General features: G+C 70.2%; 11 protein-coding genes. 6 read left to right on the forward strand and 5 right to left on the reverse strand.

What is annotated here, in order from left to right; all coding sequences use genetic code 11:
• Positions 1–8: 8 nt before the first annotated feature.
• Complete coding sequence (locus ABC304_RS08190) at positions 9–899, reverse strand: helix-turn-helix domain-containing protein (RefSeq protein ID WP_412930107.1); 891 nt, start codon at positions 897–899, stop codon at positions 9–11.
• Between the two features lie 107 nt (positions 900–1,006).
• On the opposite strand from ABC304_RS08190, the gene ABC304_RS08195 reads away from it, so the two are divergent.
• The 5 genes from ABC304_RS08195 to ABC304_RS08215 all read left to right on the forward strand — a co-directional run bounded on the left by ABC304_RS08195 (position 1,007) and on the right by ABC304_RS08215 (position 8,823).
• On the forward strand, positions 1,007–4,018 hold the full coding sequence (locus tag ABC304_RS08195) for a DUF5107 domain-containing protein (protein ID WP_412930109.1): 3,012 nt from the start codon (positions 1,007–1,009) through the stop codon (positions 4,016–4,018).
• Between the two features lie 35 nt (positions 4,019–4,053).
• A complete protein-coding gene (locus ABC304_RS08200) occupies positions 4,054–4,947 on the forward strand; it encodes an aldose 1-epimerase family protein (RefSeq protein ID WP_412932871.1) in 894 nt (297 codons plus the stop codon).
• Between the two features lie 212 nt (positions 4,948–5,159).
• Positions 5,160–6,197, forward strand: coding sequence for a substrate-binding domain-containing protein (locus ABC304_RS08205; protein WP_412930110.1), 1,038 nt, complete (start codon positions 5,160–5,162; stop codon positions 6,195–6,197).
• A 71-nt stretch (positions 6,198–6,268) separates the two neighbouring features.
• Positions 6,269–7,768, forward strand: a complete 1,500-nt coding sequence (locus ABC304_RS08210) for a sugar ABC transporter ATP-binding protein (protein ID WP_412930111.1) — start codon at positions 6,269–6,271, stop codon at positions 7,766–7,768.
• On the forward strand, positions 7,765–8,823 hold the full coding sequence (locus ABC304_RS08215) for an ABC transporter permease (RefSeq protein WP_412930112.1): 1,059 nt from the start codon (positions 7,765–7,767) through the stop codon (positions 8,821–8,823). Before ABC304_RS08210 ends, ABC304_RS08215 begins: the two co-directional genes overlap by 4 nt.
• Before the next feature lie 121 nt (positions 8,824–8,944).
• Here the strand turns inward: ABC304_RS08215 and ABC304_RS08220 are convergent, their stop codons facing one another.
• Together ABC304_RS08220 and aceB are read right to left on the reverse strand one after the other, a co-directional pair.
• A complete protein-coding gene (locus ABC304_RS08220) occupies positions 8,945–10,537 on the reverse strand; it encodes an isocitrate lyase (protein ID WP_412930113.1) in 1,593 nt (530 codons plus the stop codon).
• Positions 10,538–10,575: 38 nt separating this feature from the next.
• Complete coding sequence (gene aceB, locus ABC304_RS08225; RefSeq protein ID WP_412930114.1) at positions 10,576–12,258, reverse strand: malate synthase A; 1,683 nt, start codon at positions 12,256–12,258, stop codon at positions 10,576–10,578.
• A 219-nt stretch (positions 12,259–12,477) separates the two neighbouring features.
• Here aceB and ABC304_RS08230 point away from each other — a divergent pair, with 219 nt between their 5' ends.
• Positions 12,478–13,956 carry a helix-turn-helix domain-containing protein gene (locus tag ABC304_RS08230; protein WP_412930115.1) on the forward strand — a complete coding sequence of 493 codons (1,479 nt, stop codon included), beginning with the start codon at positions 12,478–12,480 and terminating at the stop codon, positions 13,954–13,956.
• A 138-nt stretch (positions 13,957–14,094) separates the two neighbouring features.
• Here the strand turns inward: ABC304_RS08230 and ABC304_RS08235 are convergent, their stop codons facing one another.
• The gene (locus ABC304_RS08235) at positions 14,095–14,832 is read right to left on the reverse strand and encodes an endonuclease domain-containing protein (RefSeq protein ID WP_412932873.1); all 738 of its coding nucleotides are present in this window, start codon (positions 14,830–14,832) and stop codon (positions 14,095–14,097) included.
• A 400-nt stretch (positions 14,833–15,232) separates the two neighbouring features.
• Positions 15,233–16,756 (reverse strand): PucR family transcriptional regulator, encoded by a 1,524-nt coding sequence (locus tag ABC304_RS08240; RefSeq protein ID WP_412930116.1) that lies wholly within the window; start codon positions 16,754–16,756, stop codon positions 15,233–15,235.
• Positions 16,757–16,767: the final 11 nt, after the last annotated feature.

Genomic DNA, 16,767 nt, shown 5'->3' on the forward strand with positions numbered 1-16,767 from the left:
CGGCGACGTCAGGCCTTGTGGTCGGCCCGGTAGGCCGACGGGCTCACGCCGTGCACCCGGCGGAAGTGGCGGGAGAAGTACAGCGGATCGCTGTAGCCGACGGCCGTGGCGATCTCGGTCACCGTGCTGGTGGTGGTGTCCAGCAGCGCTCGGGCGCGCGCCATCTTCAGCGAGGTGTGGAAGGCGCCGGGTCCGCTGCCGGTCGTCTCGCGGAAGAGGGCGCTGAGGTGCGACGCCGACATCTGCACGATGGCCGCGAGCTCGGCGACCTGAATGCTGCCGTCCACGCGTGCCTCGAGGTAGCGCATGGCGCGCTCGAGCGCGGACCCGTCGGCGGGCAGCACGCTGTCGGCGGCCAGGCGCGTCATCAGGTGGGTCGCCGCGCCGGACGCGGCGAGCAGCTGCGCGGGCGACAGGCGGCGCTCGAGCATCGTCACGAGCTCGTCGAACAGGGCGACGATGCGGTCGAGGGAGCGCGGCTGCAACGTCTGCTGACCGCCGCCGCCGAGTGCCGCGGTGAGGTCAGCCACGTCGGTGCCGCGCAGGTGCAGCCACCAGATCGTCCATGGCGTGGCTTCGGAAGCACGGTATTCGTGCGCGGCGCCCGCCGCGATGACGAGGCCGGTGCCCGCCGACACCGCGAAGGTGTCGCCCTCCACGACGACCGTTCCGGAGCCGGCCACGCACAGGAGGACGATGGTCTCCCGAGCACCCTGAGGTCGCCGCATCCGGTGTCCTGCCGCTGCGGGGAAGTAGCCGGCGTCGGTCACCGTGAGCCGTCGCGTCACCGGCTTGGACAGAGCCTGCTCGACCTGTGGTCGCGGCACGACGCACAGCCTTTGGTTGTCGAAACCCTCCGTGCGGTAATGCGGAGCCTCGACGGCAATCGCTTCGTCCATGTTTCTCCTCGTTCACACCATACTGGCGCCGCCCGGCGCGCCGTAGTGTCGGTGCGATCACCCCTGCGCCGACCCCCGGTGCCCACGACTCACCGAGGAGATCGACGATGACTGTCGAGCTGACGCCCGACGTTTCCGGCGCCCCCGAGCCGGGTGCGTCTCCGCGGCCGGACACGCACCGACTCGTCCTGCCCGACGCGCCCCCGGCGCTGGCCGAGGCACTGTCCGACGGCAGAGCGGTCGCGTGGGAGGAGCCGCTGACGGTCCACACCTACGACCCGGATGCGCCGAGTCGCTATCCGATGTACCTCGATCACCGCGTCTACCAGGGCTCCAGCGGGAAGGTGTACCCACTGCCGTTCATCGAGGGCGTCGCCGACGAGGGCGCTCCCCGCGAATGGAAGGCCGTGCACCTCGAGAACGCCTTCGTGCGCCTCGTGGTCCTCCCCGAACTCGGCGGTCGCATCCATGTCGGCTACGACAAGATCACCGGCTACGACTTCTTCTACCGCAACAACGTCATCAAGCCGGCTCTCGTAGGTCTTGCCGGCCCGTGGATCAGCGGCGGCGTCGAATTCAACTGGCCTCAGCACCATCGACCGGCGACCTATCTGCCGGTCGAGACGCAGATCGAGTGGGCCGACGACGGCTCCGTGACGGTGTGGTGCTACGACCACGAGCCCTTCGGACGCATGGCGGCCCATCACGGCGTGCGCTTGCGTCCCGACAGCTCGGTGGTCGAGGTGGTGGTGCGGCTGCACAACCGCACGAGAGAGCGTCAGACGTTCCTGTGGTGGGCGAATGTCGCCGCCCGGGTGCACGATGAGTACCAGTCGTTCTTTCCGGAGGACGTCCGCTATGTCGCCGACCACGCGCGCCGGGCACTCACCTCCTTCCCGGCTGCCGATCGTCCGTACTACGGGGTCGACTACCCCGCCCTCGCCGCCGATCGCGAGGGAGCGGACCGCATCGACTGGTACCGCAACATCCCCGTGCCGACGTCGTACATGATCGTGGATTCGGCCGAGGACTACTTCGGCGGCTTCGATCATGCGGCCGGTGCTGGCTTCGTGCACTGGGCTGAGCGCCGCGTCTCTCCCGGCAAGAAGCAGTGGACCTGGGGCGATGCCCCGTTCGGTCACGCGTGGGACGCGCAGCTCACCGACGACGACGGACCGTACGTGGAGCTGATGGCCGGCGTGTACACCGACAACCAGCCCGACTTCAGCTGGCTGCTGCCCGGGGAGACCAAGCTCTTCAGCCAGTACTGGTTCCCGATCCCCGACATCGGCGTCGCGCACCAGGCGACCCCTGACGCGGCCATCCACATCGACCGTGCGGGTGACGGCATCCGCGTACGTGCCGCCGTGACCTCGCCTCACGTCGGCGCCATGCTGACCGTGACCGATGGGGGAGTCGCCGTCGCCATGACGCGCGTGGATCTGCGCCCCGGAGAGGTCGCCGAGCTGGCCGCGGATGGCGCCGGTGACGTGCGCGCGGACCAGCCCCTCCAGGCGGCGTCCGGCCTGCGTGTCGAGCTGCGCGACGCGGCCGGCCGCCTTCTCGTCGGCTGGCAGCCGGTCGACGTCGCCGACGGCGAGCCCTGGGTCGCCACCGAGCCCGCGCTCCCCGAGGCCATCTCCTCCGTCGAGGAGCTCTATCTCACCGGCGTGCACCTGAGCCAGTACCGTCACCCCACCCGCTCGCCTCTCCCGTACTGGAACGAGGCGCTCCGACGGGACCCGGGCGATGTGCGCACCAACCTCGCACTCGCCGATCGCGACTACCGCGCCGGGCGCTACGCTCCGGCGCTGAGGCGCATCGATCTCGCACTCGAGCGTCTGACGCGGCGCAACGCGAACCCGATGGACGCCGAGGCCTTCTATCTGCGCGGACTCGTCCTCGCGCGCCTGGGACGGCGCGAAGAGGCGGAGCAGGCGTGGGGGAAGGCCGGATGGGACGCCACCTGGTCCGCGGCGGCGGGGTTCGCCCTCGCGCAGTCCCTGGCCTGCACGCAGCGCAATCGCGCCGCTCTCCGGGTGCTCGACACGCTGGACGGCGCGGTCGGTCACGATGCGCGACGCGCTGCGCTCCGGGTCATCGTGCTGCGCCGCCTCGACCGGCACGACGAGGCCGCAGATGTGCTCCGGGCCGCCCTCGCCGACGACCCCTTGGACGCCCTCCTGCGCACTCTCGCCGGCTCATCGGTGCCTGCCGATGCCGGAATGCTGCGGGATGTCGCGCTCGATCTGCGCGACGCGGGTGAGGTGGATGCGGCCGCTGACCTGCTCGACGCGGTATCCGACGCCGCGATTACCCCTGCCGGCAACCACGCGCCCCTCGCCCATTACCTCGCGGCTGCCCTGCGCGACGCGCAGGGACGCACGGACGATGCCGCCGCGCTCCGCTCGCGGGCACGGACGGCGGATGCGAGCTGGGCCTTCCCTTCGGGGTTGGACGATCTCGACGCCCTGGACGCCGCGCTGGCCGCCGACCCGTCCGACGTGGTCGCGCGGGGACTGCGGGCGATGCTGCTCTACGGCCACGGCCGCCGCGGCGATGCGCTCTCGGACTGGCGACGCGCCGTGACGGTGGAGACCCGCGACGCGGTGCTGCTGCGCAACGCGGCGCTCGCCGCGTACAACGTCGGTGGCGACGATGCGACCGCCTGGGATCTGTACGAGCGTGCGATCGCGGCCGCTCCGGGTGACGCCCGGCTGCTCTACGAGCAGGATCAGCTCGCGCGTCGGATCGGCCACGGCTCCGGCGACCGACTCGCGCGTCTCGCGACCCAGGAGCCGACCGTGCTGACCCGTGACGATCTGACGATCGCCTATGTCGGGCTGCTCATCGCCGAGGGACGCGCGGATCGCGCATACGAGATCCTCACGAGCCGGCCGTTCCATCCGTGGGAGGGCGGAGAGGGTGCTGCGTTGGAAGCCTGGGATGCTGCCCGGACGGCCCTGGGCATGGACGTCGCCGACCCGCCGGCCTCCCTCGGGGAGACGCGTGCGCAGTACGTTCCCCCCGTCGCGCGACACGACAACGGCGAGACCGACTACTTCGCCACGAGCCTGCCCGAACTGCTGCTGTTCTCCCGGGAAGCGGCGGACGACTGAACGGGACGGTCCCGCTGTCGGGAATCGGGTACACGCTGGAGCGGGCTGGGTACCGGGCGTCGGTCGCGAGCGTTGGCGCGAGTGTGCGCGCACTCACCTTCGATGGCCGATCTCTGGTGGCGGACTATCCGGCTGACACGATGCGTCCGGCGATGCGCGGTGCCGTCCTCTTGCCGTGGCCCAACCGCATCGCCGACGCGCGCTACGTATTCTCCGGCGAGACGCACGAACTGACCATGAACGAGCCTGCGACCCGTACGGCGAGTCATGGCCTCGTCGCCTGGCAGGAGTTCACGGTCGCCGCCAGGACGACGTCGTCGGTCGTCCTCCACGCGGTGCTGGCACCGCAGCCCGGATACCCGTGGCGCTTGAGCGTCGAGGTGGCGTATGTCCTCGAGGAAGACGGACTGCACCAGTCGCTCACGGTGACGAATGAATCGGTCTCGTCGGCTCCGGTGGGGCTCGGAGCCCACCCCTACCTCGTCGCGGGCCCGCCTGTCGACGACGCGGTCGCCGACTGGACGTTGACTCTCCCCGCGGACGACGTCCTCCTGACCGACGACCGATTCCTCCCCACGCGGCTCGTCCCGGTGGCGGTCGCGGCCGGCGGCGCCTACGACTTCCGGGAGGGCAGACGCCTTCATTCCACGGCGGTGAACCACGCCTTCACCGGGCTGAGGCGCTCGGCGGACGGGCTGGCCTGTGCTCGTCTGCTCAGCGATGACGGCACCGGTGTCGAGTTGGCCTGGGACGGCGACTGGGTGCAGGTGTACACCGCGGATGAGCCGAGCGGAGGGGTCCGCCGGCACGCCGTGGCTGTGGAGCCGATGACCTGCCCGCCGGACGCCTTCACCTCTCGGGTCGGTCTCCGTGTCGTCGAGCCGGGCGCCGCGACGACGATGCGATGGGTGCTGAGGGCGCTCGGATGACCCCGCCGGTCGTCCACTCATGATCCATGCGGGCCGGGCGCTCGGGCGCCTGAGCGCGCGCACGAGCCTGGTGGCGTCAGAGTATCGTCCATGTTCGCAGTCCGATAGTCCTGCGATCTGAGGCGCGCCAGGTCGTAGCCTCGAAGACGCACCGACAGGAGCATCCATTCCCGGCAACAGCGCCGGGCGATCAATGAAGACAAGGAATGCGGATGATCACTTCGAACAAGCGCGTGCGGTGGGCGAGCCTCGCCGCCGTCGGCCTGACCTCGCTCGCGCTCACGCTGGGCGCCTGTTCCTCCGGAATGGAGACCTCCGACGCCGGAGCGGCTCCCTCGGGCGGATCGGACGGACCACTCACGATCGCCTACCTGCAGAAGCAGGGTGACCAGCAGTACTTCATCGACGAGGCGCAGGGCGCCGTCGACGCCGCGGACGCGGCCGGCGATGTCTCGGTCAACGTCGTCGACCTGGGCACCGACGCCAACAAGGCCATCTCCGAGGTCGAGGCGGCCATCGCCCAGGGTGTCGACGGGATCATCATCGTCGTCCCCGACACCCAGATCGGACCCCAGGTCATCCAGCTCGCGAAGGACGCGGGGATCCCGATCATGGCGTCCGACGACCCGATCTCCGACGGTGCGGGCGAGCCCGCGGCCTTCACCGGCTTCGACGGCACCTCGATGGGTGAGAAGGTGGGCGCCGAGGCCGCGCGTCTCTACCAGGAGGGCGGCTGGACCGCCGCCGACACCCGCATCCTCTCCGCGTACCGCCAGGATCAGCAGAACTGCGTCGAGCGCGTGGACGGCGCCGCCGCTTCGTTCTCCGAGGCCGTCGGCGACGCTCCCGAGACGATCGACATCGGCACCGACAACTCCGCCACCGACGCACAGGACAAGGCCGGCGCCGTCATCACCGCCAACCCCGACGTGACCAACTGGGTGGTCTGGGGCTGCAACGACGAGAACGAGACCGGCGTGGTCACGGCACTGCAGAACGCCGGTGTCTCGCCGGACAACATCATCGGCGTGGGCCTGGGTGCGTACCTGACCTGCAAGGACTGGAAGGCCGGCCAGAACACGGGCAACAAGGCGGCGCTGTTCATCTCCGGCGTCGAGGTCGGCAAGGCCGCGGTCAACTCGATGGTGGACCTGCTGCGTAACGGCACGGCGCTGCCGCCCGCCACGGTCGCCGACACCACGATCGTTGACGCCGACAACTGGGAAGCCAAGGGCGTCGTCTGCACCTGACGCTCTGAGCGAGGGGCCGCCTCGGGGCGGCCCCTCGCTCCGTCCCATCGACCCGACAGGATGAGAACCCGATGAGTGAGACCGACGTCGCCCTCCGCGCGACCGGAGTGACGAAGAATTTCGGCGCCGTGAAGGCACTGCGAGGAGTCGAGCTCGTGCTGCGCGCCGGCGAGGTGACCGCCCTCATGGGTGAGAACGGCGCAGGAAAGTCCACACTCCTGAAGATCCTCAACGGCGACTACCGGCCCGACGAGGGCGAGCTGTCCATCGACGGCGAGCCCGTGAATTTCGGCGATCCCGCGGATGCCCGCGCCGCGGGCCTCCGTGTGATCGCGCAGGAGCCCGAGATCATCCCGTGGGTCTCCGTGGCCGAGAACATCTTCGTCGGGGCGCTGGGAGGGCTCGTCTTCGACCGCGCCTCCCTGCTGCGACGCTGCGACGAGGCTCTTGCGGAGTGGGGATTCCAGCGCGTGCTCCGCTCGGACGCCCTCGGCGCCGACCTCTCGCCCGCCCAGCGCCAGATCGTCGAGATCATGCGGGCGGTCGTGACCTCGCCGAAGATCATCTGCTTCGACGAGCCGACGTCCTCGCTGGGCGACGAGGAGGTGGCGCCGCTGTTCGCGATGATCCGGCGGCTTCAGGCCGAGGGTGTCGCGATCGGCTACGTGTCCCACCGCATGGGCGAGATCTTCCAGCTGGCCGACGACATCACCGTCCTGCGCGACGGGGCCTTCGTCGGCACGAAGCGCGCCGACGAGACCACCCATGACGAGCTCGTGCGCATGATGGTCGGCCGCGATCTCACCCAGTTCTTCCATCGCGATCCGGCGCCGTTGGGTGACGTCGTCCTGGAACTCGACGACGTGACCAACGAGCACGTCGCCGACATCAGCCTCACCGTGCGCGCGGGCGAGGTGCTGGGCATCGCCGGGCTCGTCGGCGCGGGCCGCAGCGAACTGATGAAGACAATCGCGGGAGACTTCCCGATCACGGCCGGCCGCATCGTCGTCGAAGGCGTGCCCCGCCGCATCCGGCAGCCCGCGGACAGCATCCGCGCCGGCATCGCCCTCGCGCCGGAGGAACGCAAAGCCGAGGCGCTGCTGCTGCAGCGCTCGGTGCGCGACAACGCCGCGCTCGCCGTGCTCTCGCAGCTGTCCCGGTGGATCTTCGTCCGCGACCGCGCCGAGCGTACGCTCGCCCGGGAGTACGTCGAGACGCTGCGCATCCGCACTCCCTCTACCGAGCAGCTCGTGGGCAAGCTGTCCGGCGGCAATCAGCAGAAGGTCGTGCTGGCCCGCTGGCTGGCCACCGCCCCGAAGGTGCTGCTGCTGGACGAGCCCACGCGCGGCATCGACGTCGGGGCCAAGTCCGAGATCTACGCGATCATCGATCGCCTGGCGCATGAGGGGGTGGCGGTGATCGTGGTCTCCAGCGAACTGCCCGAGGTGCTCGGCGTCGCAGATCGCATCTACGTGATGGCGGCAGGCCGCATCCGCGGCGAGCTGACACGCTCCGAAGCCACAGAAGAGAACATCCTGGCGCTCGCCATGGATGAGGAGGCGGCAGCATGACCACCGCCCCGAAGGAAGGAACGCACGTGACGTCGACCTCATCCACCGCGGTGCAGACAGGTGCCGCGGAGGTGGAGCGGCCCTCGCTTCCCAAGCGCATCGTGAGCGTCGTCGGGGTGCAGAACATCTCGCTGATCATCGCGATCGCGCTCGTGGTGGCCATCATCGGCATCCAGAACCCGCTGTTCTTCGGCGTGGCGAACCTGCGGGTGATCGGCACGGCGATCACGATCATGGGCCTCCTCGCCGTGGTGCAGACGATCGTCATCATCCTCGGTGCGCTCGACATCTCGGTCGGGTCCATCGCCGGACTCACCTCGGTCACCTCGGCCATGATCTTCACCGCCGCGGGAACCGCCGCGGGAGTGGCCGGAGCGATCGCCATCGGCGTGCTGTGCGGTCTGATCAACGGGTGCATCATCGTCTTCGGCCGGGTGAACCCGGTGATCGCCACCCTGGCGACACTCGCCGCGTTCATGGGGGCCGCGCAGCTCATCTCCGACGGCCGTGCGCAGGGGTACACCGGTGCCGACCCGTTCTTCGTGTTCCTCGCCCGCGGCGCGATCGTCGGGGTGCCGGTGCTCATCTGGGTGCTGGTGATCGTCGCGGCGCTCGCCTACGTGGTGCTGCGGTTCACCTCCATCGGCCGCAACATCTACGCCGTCGGCGGCAACAACATCGCCTCACGCCTGGCCGGCATCAACATCAACCGCTACGTGATCGGCACGTACATGGTCACCGGGGCCGTGGCGGCGATCGCCGGGATCCTGATCACCGCACGGACGGGATCCGGCCAGCCGGTCTCCGGCTCGGAGGGACTCGAGCTGCAGGCCATCACGGCGGCCGCTCTGGGTGGTGCTGCACTCAAGGGCGGCAAGGGGACCATCGTCGGCACGCTCCTCGCGGTCATCCTGCTCGGCGTCCTCACCAACGGCATGACACTGCTCGGCGTCAACAGCTTCTGGCAGAACGTCGCCCAGGGTGCGCTGCTCGTCATCGCCGTGGTCATCCAGCAGCTGCGCTCCGGAGAGCGCCGCATCGGCATTCCCGGCTGACGCCGCGACCGTCGCCCGCAGAACAGCGCAACACGCCGTGCCCGGGAAAGGGGCACGGCGTGTCGCGCTGTCCGGGCGTGGAGGCCGGCCGGAAGCGGCCTGACGGACCGGCCGATCCCGCTCAGCCGAACTGGTTCATCGTGTTGTCCTTGCCGCCGGCCTTGAGGGCGGCCTCGCCGGCGAAGTACTCCTTGTGGTTGTCGCCGATGTCGGAGCCGGCCATGTTCTGGTGCCGCACTGTGGCGATCCCCTCGCGGATCTCACGACGCTGCACGCCGCGGACGTAGGCGAGCATGCCCTCGTCGCCGAAGTATCCCCTCGCCAGGTCATCGGTCGACAGCGCGGCCGTGTGGTACGTCGGCAGGGTGATCAGGTGGTGGAAGATGCCGGCCCGGGCCGCGCCGTCGCGTTGGAACGTGCGGATCTTCTCATCGGCCAGCCGGGCGAGTTCGGTGTCGTCGTAGTCCACGCTCATGAGGTCGGCCCGGTCGTAGGCCGACACATCGGCGCCGCGCTCCGCGAGCAGGTCGTACGCCTGCCGGCGGAAGTTGAGCGTCCAGTTGAACGACGGGCTGTTGTTGTAGACGAGCTTGGCGTCGGGCACCACCTCGCGGATGCGGTCGACCATGCCCGCGATCTGCTCGATGTGCGGCTTCTCCGTCTCGATCCACAGCAGGTCGGCGCCGTGCTGCAGCGAGGTGATGCAGTCCAGCACGACCCGGTCCTCGCCCGTTCCCGCACGGAACCGGTACAGGTTGCTGGCCAGGCGACGCGGGCGCAGCAGCTTCCCCTCCCGCCGGATCACGACGTCGCCGTCGGCGAGGTCCGCATCGGTCACCTCCTCGACGTCGAGGAACGCGTTGTACCGATCGCCGAGATCGCCGGGCGTGCGCGAGTACGCGATCTTCTGCGTGAGTCCGGCGCCGAGGGAGTCGGTGCGGGCGACGATGATGCCGTTGTCGATGCCGAGCTCGAGGAAGGCGTAGCGCACCGCCGTGATCTTGGCGAGGAAGTCCTCGTGCGGCACGGTGACCTTGCCGTCCTGGTGGCCGCACTGCTTCTCGTCCGAGACCTGGTTCTCGATCTGGATCGCGCACGCGCCCGCCTCGATCATCTTCTTCGCGAGGAGGTAGGTCGCCTCCGGGTTGCCGAAGCCTGCGTCGATGTCGGCGATGATCGGCACGACGTGGGTCTGATGGGTGTCGATCTGCGTCTGGATGAACTCGACCGCGGTCTCGTCGCCGGCAGCCCGCGCGCGGTCCAGCTGCGAGAACAGCAGATCGAGCTCGCGCGCGTCCGCCTGCCGGAGGAACGTGTACAGCTCCTCGATCAGCGCGGGGACGGCGGTCTTCTCGTGCATCGACTGATCGGGCAGCGGACCGAACTCCGAGCGCAGCGCGGCGACCATCCACCCCGAAAGGTAGAGGTAGCGCCGGTCGGTGCTCTTCAGGTGCTTCTTGATCGAGATGAGCTTCTGCTGGCCGATGAAACCGTGCCAGACGCCGAGCGACTGCGTGTAGAGCGAGGAGTCGGCGTCGTACTGAGCCATGTCGCGGCGCATGATGTCGGCGGTGTACTGGGCGATCTCCAGCCCGGTGCGGAACCGGTTCTGGGTCCGCATCCGCAGCACGTACTCGGGGTCGATGGAGCCCCAGGTCGATCCGGCCGTCTCCGTGAGCGCACGGATCGCCGCGAGGTCGTGATGATTCGTCATGTCGTTGTCCTTCGTCGTGGGTATGTCAGAGCGGCGGGTCAGTCCAGGAACGCCAGGTAGGCGGCGGTCGTGAGGAAGGGCGGGAATTCATCCCGCAGGGCGACGTCGCGGAAGATCTGCGCCGCGTCGTCGAAGCGGTCGCCCTCGGCGCGCGGCGCGTCCGCGAGCACGCGCTCGATGAGCCGTCCGACGTACTCGCGCGTGATCTGCTCGCCGAGGTCGGTGCGGTGCTCCTGATGGATCCACTGCCACACCTGCGACCTGCTGATCTCGGCGGTCGCGGCATCCTCCATCAGGTTGTCGATGGCGACGGCCCCGAGGCCGCGCAGCCACGCCTCGAGGTAGCGGATCGCCACCGAGACGTTCGCATGCACGCCGGCGGCGGTGACGGGGCGGCCGATGTGCACGTCGAGCAGATCGGATGCTGCGACCTGCACGTCATCGCGCTGCCGATCGAGCTGGTTCGGGCGGTCGCCGAGAACGGCGTCGAACTCGGCCATGGCGGTCGGGATCAGGTCGGGATGCGCCACCCACGTGCCGTCGAAGCCGTCGCCCGCCTCGCGCTTCTTGTCGGCGGCGACCTTCTCGAAGGCCCGTTCGGTCACCTCGGGGTCGCGTCGGTTGGGGATGAAGGCGCTCATCCCGCCGATCGCGTAGGCGCCACGCTTGTGGCATGTCTTCACGAGCAGCTCGGTGTAGGCCCGCATGAACGGCACGGTCATGGTCACCTCGCTGCGGTCGGGCAGCACGAAGCGCGCCCCGCGGCCGCGGTAGTTCTTGATGATCGAGAAGATGTAGTCCCAGCGTCCGGCGTTGAGGCCGGCGCAGTGGTCGCGCAGCTCGAAGAGGATCTCCTCCATCTCGAAGGCCGCCGGCAGCGTCTCGATGAGCACCGTCGCGCGGATCGTGCCGTGCGCGATGCCGAGGTACCGCTCGCTGAAGGTGAAGACGTCGTCCCACAGCTTCGCCTCCTCGCTGGATTCGAGCTTCGCGAGGTAGAAGTACGGACCGCGTCCTCGGGCGATGAGCTCCGCGGCGTTGTGGAAGAAGTAGAGCCCGAAGTCGACGAGCGACCCGGATGCCGCGAGCTCCCGCCCCGTGCGATCGGTGATCCGGATGTGCTTCTCCGGCAGGTGCCATCCGCGCGGGCGCATCACGATCGTGGGGGTCCGCTCGGCGGTGACCTCGTACGTCTTGCCCTCCGACGAGGTGAAGCGCAGCTCGCCGCGGATCGCGTCGCGCAGCGAGAGCTGGCCCTCGATGACGTTGCGCCAGGTGGGGGAGGTGGCGTCCTCCTGGTCGGCCAGCCACACGCGCGCTCCGGAGTTGAGGGCGTTGATGGTCATCTTCGGGTCCGTCGGCCCGGTGATCTCGACACGGCGGTCCTCGAGCCCGGGGCCGGCGCCCGCGACGCGCCACCCGAGGTCTTCGCGGATGTGCGCGGTCTCGTCACGGAAGCCGGGGTCGTGGCCGTTGCCGATCTCGAAGCGACGACGCAGCCGTGCGGCCAGACGGTCATGGCGCCGGCCGCCGAAGCGCGCGTGCAGGGCGGTGAGGAACGCGATCGCGTCGGGCGTGAGGATCTCGTCGTAGCGCGGTGCGAGCGGCGCGGTGATCTCCAGCCGCGGTTCGTGCGCGACCGTCGGGATCGGGCCGGTGCGGGTGGGCGGGGTCGGGTCGGTGCGGGTGGGCGGGGTCGCGAAGGGGGCGGTGAGGGTCATGTCGTGTCCTGATCTGTGTCAGCGGAGTCGGTGCCGGCGCCTGTCTGCTCCCGTGTCACGGGAGTCTGCGGTGCCGGTGTCATCGATGGGTATCGATGGGGGTGCATCCGGGTCGGCGATGCGGGGTGTGACACCACTCTGCGTGAAACTTGACGCCCAAACCGGCCGATAATGATGTGAAGATCAGCCGTATTTCTGTTTCAGTGACAGACTCGGCATATGAGCGTGGTCACCGCAGGTCTGCCGCAGTTCGACGGCAGCGACGATCAAGATGTGGACTCACTGACGATCGGCCGACGTGTCCGGCAGCTGCGCACCGAGCGCGGCATGACGCTGGAGGAGCTGGCGGATGCCGTCGGCCGCGCTCCGAGCCAGCTATCGATGATCGAGAACGGCCGCCGCGAGGCAAAGCTCACCCTGCTTCAGGCGATCGCCCGCGCCCTCGGGTCAGGGCTCGACGCGCTCCTGCAGTCCGCTCCGCTCGACGAGCGCTCGACGCTCGAGATCGGCGTCGAGCGCGCGATGCGCGGTCAGACGTTCCAGGCGCTCGGCATCGCGCCGTTCCGGGTCGGGAAGTCCGTGCCCGACGAAGCGCTGAGGGCGATGCTCGCCCTGAAGGATGAGATCGAGCGCCTCCGCGACGAACGGGCGGCCACTCCCGAGGAGGCGCGACGGGCGAACGTCGCGCTCCGGCGCCTGATGCGCGGCCAGGACAACCACTTCCCCGAGCTCGAGGAGCAGGCACGCGCTCTGCTGGCCTCGGTGGATCACCCGGGCGGACCGCTGACGCAGCGCACAGCATCCGATATCGCCGCCCACCTCGGATTCACCCTGCACTACGTTCCCGACCTGCCCCACACCACGCGCAGCGTCGCCGACCTGAAAAACGGCCGGCTGTACCTCTCGAGCCGGCTGACGGCGAAGGGCGACCCGCGCACGGCCGTGCTGCAGGCGCTGTCGAGCCGGATCCTGGGCCACGCGGAGCCGCGCAGCTATGCGGAGTTCCTGCGCCAGCGCGTCGAGACGAACTACCTCACCGGGGCGCTGCTCATCCCCGAGGCGCATGCGGTGCCGTTCCTGCAGGACGCCAAGTCGTCTCGTGCGATCTCGATCGAGGATCTTCGTGACGCCTACTCCGTCTCGTACGAGACCGCCGCGCACCGCTTCACCAATCTGTCGACGGTGCATCTCGGCATTCCGGTGCACTTCCTGAAGGTGCACGAGTCGGGCACGATCACGAAGTCGTACGAGAACGACGACGTGAACTTCCCGACCGATCGGCTGGGCTCCAGCGAGGGTCAGATGTGCTGCCGGAAATGGACGAGCCGCGTCGTCTTCGACGTCGCCGACAAGTTCAACCCCTACTACCAGTACACCGACACCGGCAACGGCACGTACTGGTGCACCGCACGCGTGGAGTCCTCGAGCGAGGGCGACCACTCGGTGAGCGTCGGGGTGCGCTTCGATGACACGAAGTGGTTCCTCGGGCGCGACACCTCGCACCGCGGCGTCTCGCGGCACGCTGTCGAGGTGTGCTGCCGCCAGGCGCCGCCCGAGCTCGAGGCCGCCTGGCGCGAGGCGTCGTGGCCGAACGTGCGGACGCCCCGCACCCTGCTCGCGACCCTCCCCACCGGCGCCTTCCCCGGCGTGGACACGACGGACATGTACGAGTTCCTGGAGGCCCACGCCCCGCGCTAGCCGCGCTTTGTCGTCGCCCGGACATTCCGGCGGGCCGTTGAGGCGACTCGCCGGGGCGCGGGCGCCGACGGCGGCGTGTCGGCCGGCGAACCCGCCAGAGTGTCCGCGTGCGCGGGAAGGTGAGTGCGCCCGAGGAGGTCAGGGTCGCGCTGGGTCGAGGTGCAGCCCGCGGTCGATGGAGGCCATGACCGCCAGTTCGACAGTGTGCCAATCGTGCACGACCATCGCGTAATCGAATCGCAAGGTGACGAAGCCCCAGGCCGCGGCATGCGCGTCACGGACGAGGTCGCGATGCCGATGCGACCGGCTGTCGTGGTTGTCCGCGCCGTCGACCTCGACCAGAAGTCGGTCGCCGATCACCACATCGGCCCGCCCGACCGACGCCACCCGCACCTGTGTACGTATGCTCAGTCGCCGATGCCGGAGCCTCCACCGGAACAGGGACTCGAGGCCGCTCTCCGCATCGGCGCGAGCCAAGCTGATGGCCTCGCGCGCGGATGCCGGATACTCGGCGCGAAGCGCGGGAAGGTCGCGGACGTCCAGCAGGCCCAGGTGCAGCGCCGACTCCAGGGCGACGAAGAAGTCCTCTGGGCCGCAGCATCCGAGGATCTGGCGCAGGATCACCCGGATACCGGGAGTATCGAACAGCCCGCGCCGCGGACCGCCCGCGTCCCAGTGCTCGACGCAGGAACAGTCGTCGTGCCGATGGCGATGCCCGTGCGGTCCGAGCGCGACGTGAACGGTGTCCGACTCAGCCAGCACCCACAGACCGAGATGCCGAGCCGCCGAGATGCAAGCGAGCGCTCCGCCGTGTGCTGCCGCATCGCGGACCGCCGCGCAGTAGCCAGCGTCGGCATACACTCCGTGCCGCAGCACGACCAACGCGCCGCGGTCGACGTGCCGACGGATGTCCCGCCGGGAGAGGCCTCTCTCCAGAAGAGTCCCGAAGGCGGTGGCGGCGCTCTGAGGTAGGCACATGACTTCAGCGTGTTGCGCCGGCATACGCGTTTGCCTCCTCCGACCCGGGGACCGTCGGACTCTCGACGTCAGCTCATCCTGTGGAGGATTCGAGCGGATGCCGCGGCGCGAGCATTCCGGCGGGCTTTCGCCTTCAGCTCACCGTGTGGAGGATTCGAGCGGATGCCGCGGCGCAAGCATTCCGGCGGGCCTTAGTCGCGACGCGCCGCCTTCCTTCGCCCGATAACCGGCGTGTCGGCCCGTCGGCCCGCCAGAATGTCCGCGCGCCGGGCCGGGGTCAGGAGCCGCCGGGCCGGGGTCAGGAGCCGCCGAGCACCCGCAGGGCCGCCCAGAGCTCGGCCCGGGTGGCGAAGGAGCGGAGGTCGCGCGCCAGCACGCGCTCGGCGAGGGCGAGGCGGGTGCGCACGGTGTGGCGGTGGACGCCCAGGGCGCGCGCGGTCGCCTCGTGGGAGCAGTCGTTGTCGAGCCAGGCGCGGAGAGTGGCCACGAGGTCGGTCTTCTCCTGCTCGTCGTGCGCCGTCAACGGGGCGAGCTCGGCGGCGGCGAGCACCTGCGCCTCGCTTGTCAGCGCCGAGAGCACGCCGGAGCCCGCGACGTCGCCGAAAGCGGTGAGCGGGCCGGCCCCACGGTCGCGGGCGATCCGCGCCTGCTCGACGGCGGCGGCGAGACCGTCGTACCCAGCCGGATCGGAGAGGCCGACGCGCGCGCCGAAGCGCTCGGCCGCCTCCTCCGGTGCGCGGAGATCGCCGGCCGGCACCACGAGCACGAGCCCGTCGTCGGTCCGACCGAAGAACAGGGAGCCCCGCTGCTCCTCGGCGCGCAGCTCGAGGAGCTCGGCGAGTCCCTCGGAGCGGCCGGCCGCGGCATCCGTCAGCGCCACCGTGACCGGAGCCGCCGGCAGCGGTCCCCACACGTCGCGCGAAATGCGCCGGGCGAGGGCCGGATCGCCGGTCAGCAGCGACTCCAGCAGTCCCGACCGCAGTGCGCCGCGTGCGCGGCTCAGGCCCTGCTGCTGCTCGAAGGCGAGCCCGGCCATCGCAATCACCGCGGTCACGACGCCGCGGCCCTCCTGGTCGAGCTCGCCGGCGTTGATCGCCAGCACGCCGCGGAGGTGTCCGCCCCGCCCGAGCGTCTGCAGCGTGAACGGCCGCGGGCCGATCCGCAACGAGGAGGCCGCGCGGGCGCCCCGGCGCAGCACCGTCGACACCTCGGCGTGCAGCGCGCGCTCGTCGGGCTCGTCGAGGACGCGGGAGGGATGCTCGCGCACGAGCTCGCCGGCGGCATCGAACAGTCCCACCCAGGTGTCGAGCTGCCGGGCGAGCTCCGCGAGGGTCGCGCCGAGTCCGTCGGGCCGGAGGGCCGCCAGGGCGATCGCGCGCTGCGCGGCGAGGGCCCAGCTGCGGCGCGCGTACGCCTGGGCCGCGATCGCCTCGGCGTTGGCGCGGGCCACGGCGATGAACGGCGTGCGGTACGGCACCTCGAACAGCGGCATGCCCTCCTCGCGGCAGGCGGCGGCGAGGTCGGGCGGCACGCCGTCGCGCACGACCTCGGTGCCGAAGCCCAGGCCGGTCACCCCGCGCCCGGCGAGGCGGGCCACGTACTCCGCGGAGGAGGTCGCTCCCGCGCCGGCGAACTGCGTGCCCGTGGTGAGCAGCAGCAGCCCCTCGGACAGGAAGGGGGTCGGGTCGGCGAGGTCGCTGCTGTGCACCCACCGCACGGGGCGATCCAGCGCCTCCTCGGGCGAGCCCGGCGTCAGGGTCAGGCGGAGGTCGGCGCGCGAGAGCAGGGCGCGCAGCGTGGGGACGTCGGCCGTGGCATCCATCCGTCGTCCTC

The sequence above is a fragment of the Microbacterium jepli genome, assembly GCF_047237905.1.
In the GTDB taxonomy this organism is placed as follows: Bacteria; Actinomycetota; Actinomycetes; order Actinomycetales; family Microbacteriaceae; genus Microbacterium.

What these genes read in the sequence shown, in the direction of transcription:
- ABC304_RS08190 (WP_412930107.1), bottom strand. Translation starts at nt 899, where the DNA reads ATGGACGAAGCGATTGCCGTCGAGGCTCCGCATTACCGCACGGAGGGT.
- ABC304_RS08195 (WP_412930109.1), top strand. Translation starts at nt 1,007, where the DNA reads ATGACTGTCGAGCTGACGCCCGACGTTTCCGGCGCCCCCGAGCCGGGT.
- ABC304_RS08205 (WP_412930110.1), top strand. Translation starts at nt 5,160, where the DNA reads ATGATCACTTCGAACAAGCGCGTGCGGTGGGCGAGCCTCGCCGCCGTC.
- ABC304_RS08210 (WP_412930111.1), top strand. Translation starts at nt 6,269, where the DNA reads ATGAGTGAGACCGACGTCGCCCTCCGCGCGACCGGAGTGACGAAGAAT.
- ABC304_RS08215 (WP_412930112.1), top strand. Translation starts at nt 7,765, where the DNA reads ATGACCACCGCCCCGAAGGAAGGAACGCACGTGACGTCGACCTCATCC.
- ABC304_RS08220 (WP_412930113.1), bottom strand. Translation starts at nt 10,537, where the DNA reads ATGACGAATCATCACGACCTCGCGGCGATCCGTGCGCTCACGGAGACG.
- aceB (WP_412930114.1), bottom strand. Translation starts at nt 12,258, where the DNA reads ATGACCCTCACCGCCCCCTTCGCGACCCCGCCCACCCGCACCGACCCG.
- ABC304_RS08230 (WP_412930115.1), top strand. Translation starts at nt 12,478, where the DNA reads ATGAGCGTGGTCACCGCAGGTCTGCCGCAGTTCGACGGCAGCGACGAT.
- ABC304_RS08240 (WP_412930116.1), bottom strand. Translation starts at nt 16,756, where the DNA reads ATGGATGCCACGGCCGACGTCCCCACGCTGCGCGCCCTGCTCTCGCGC.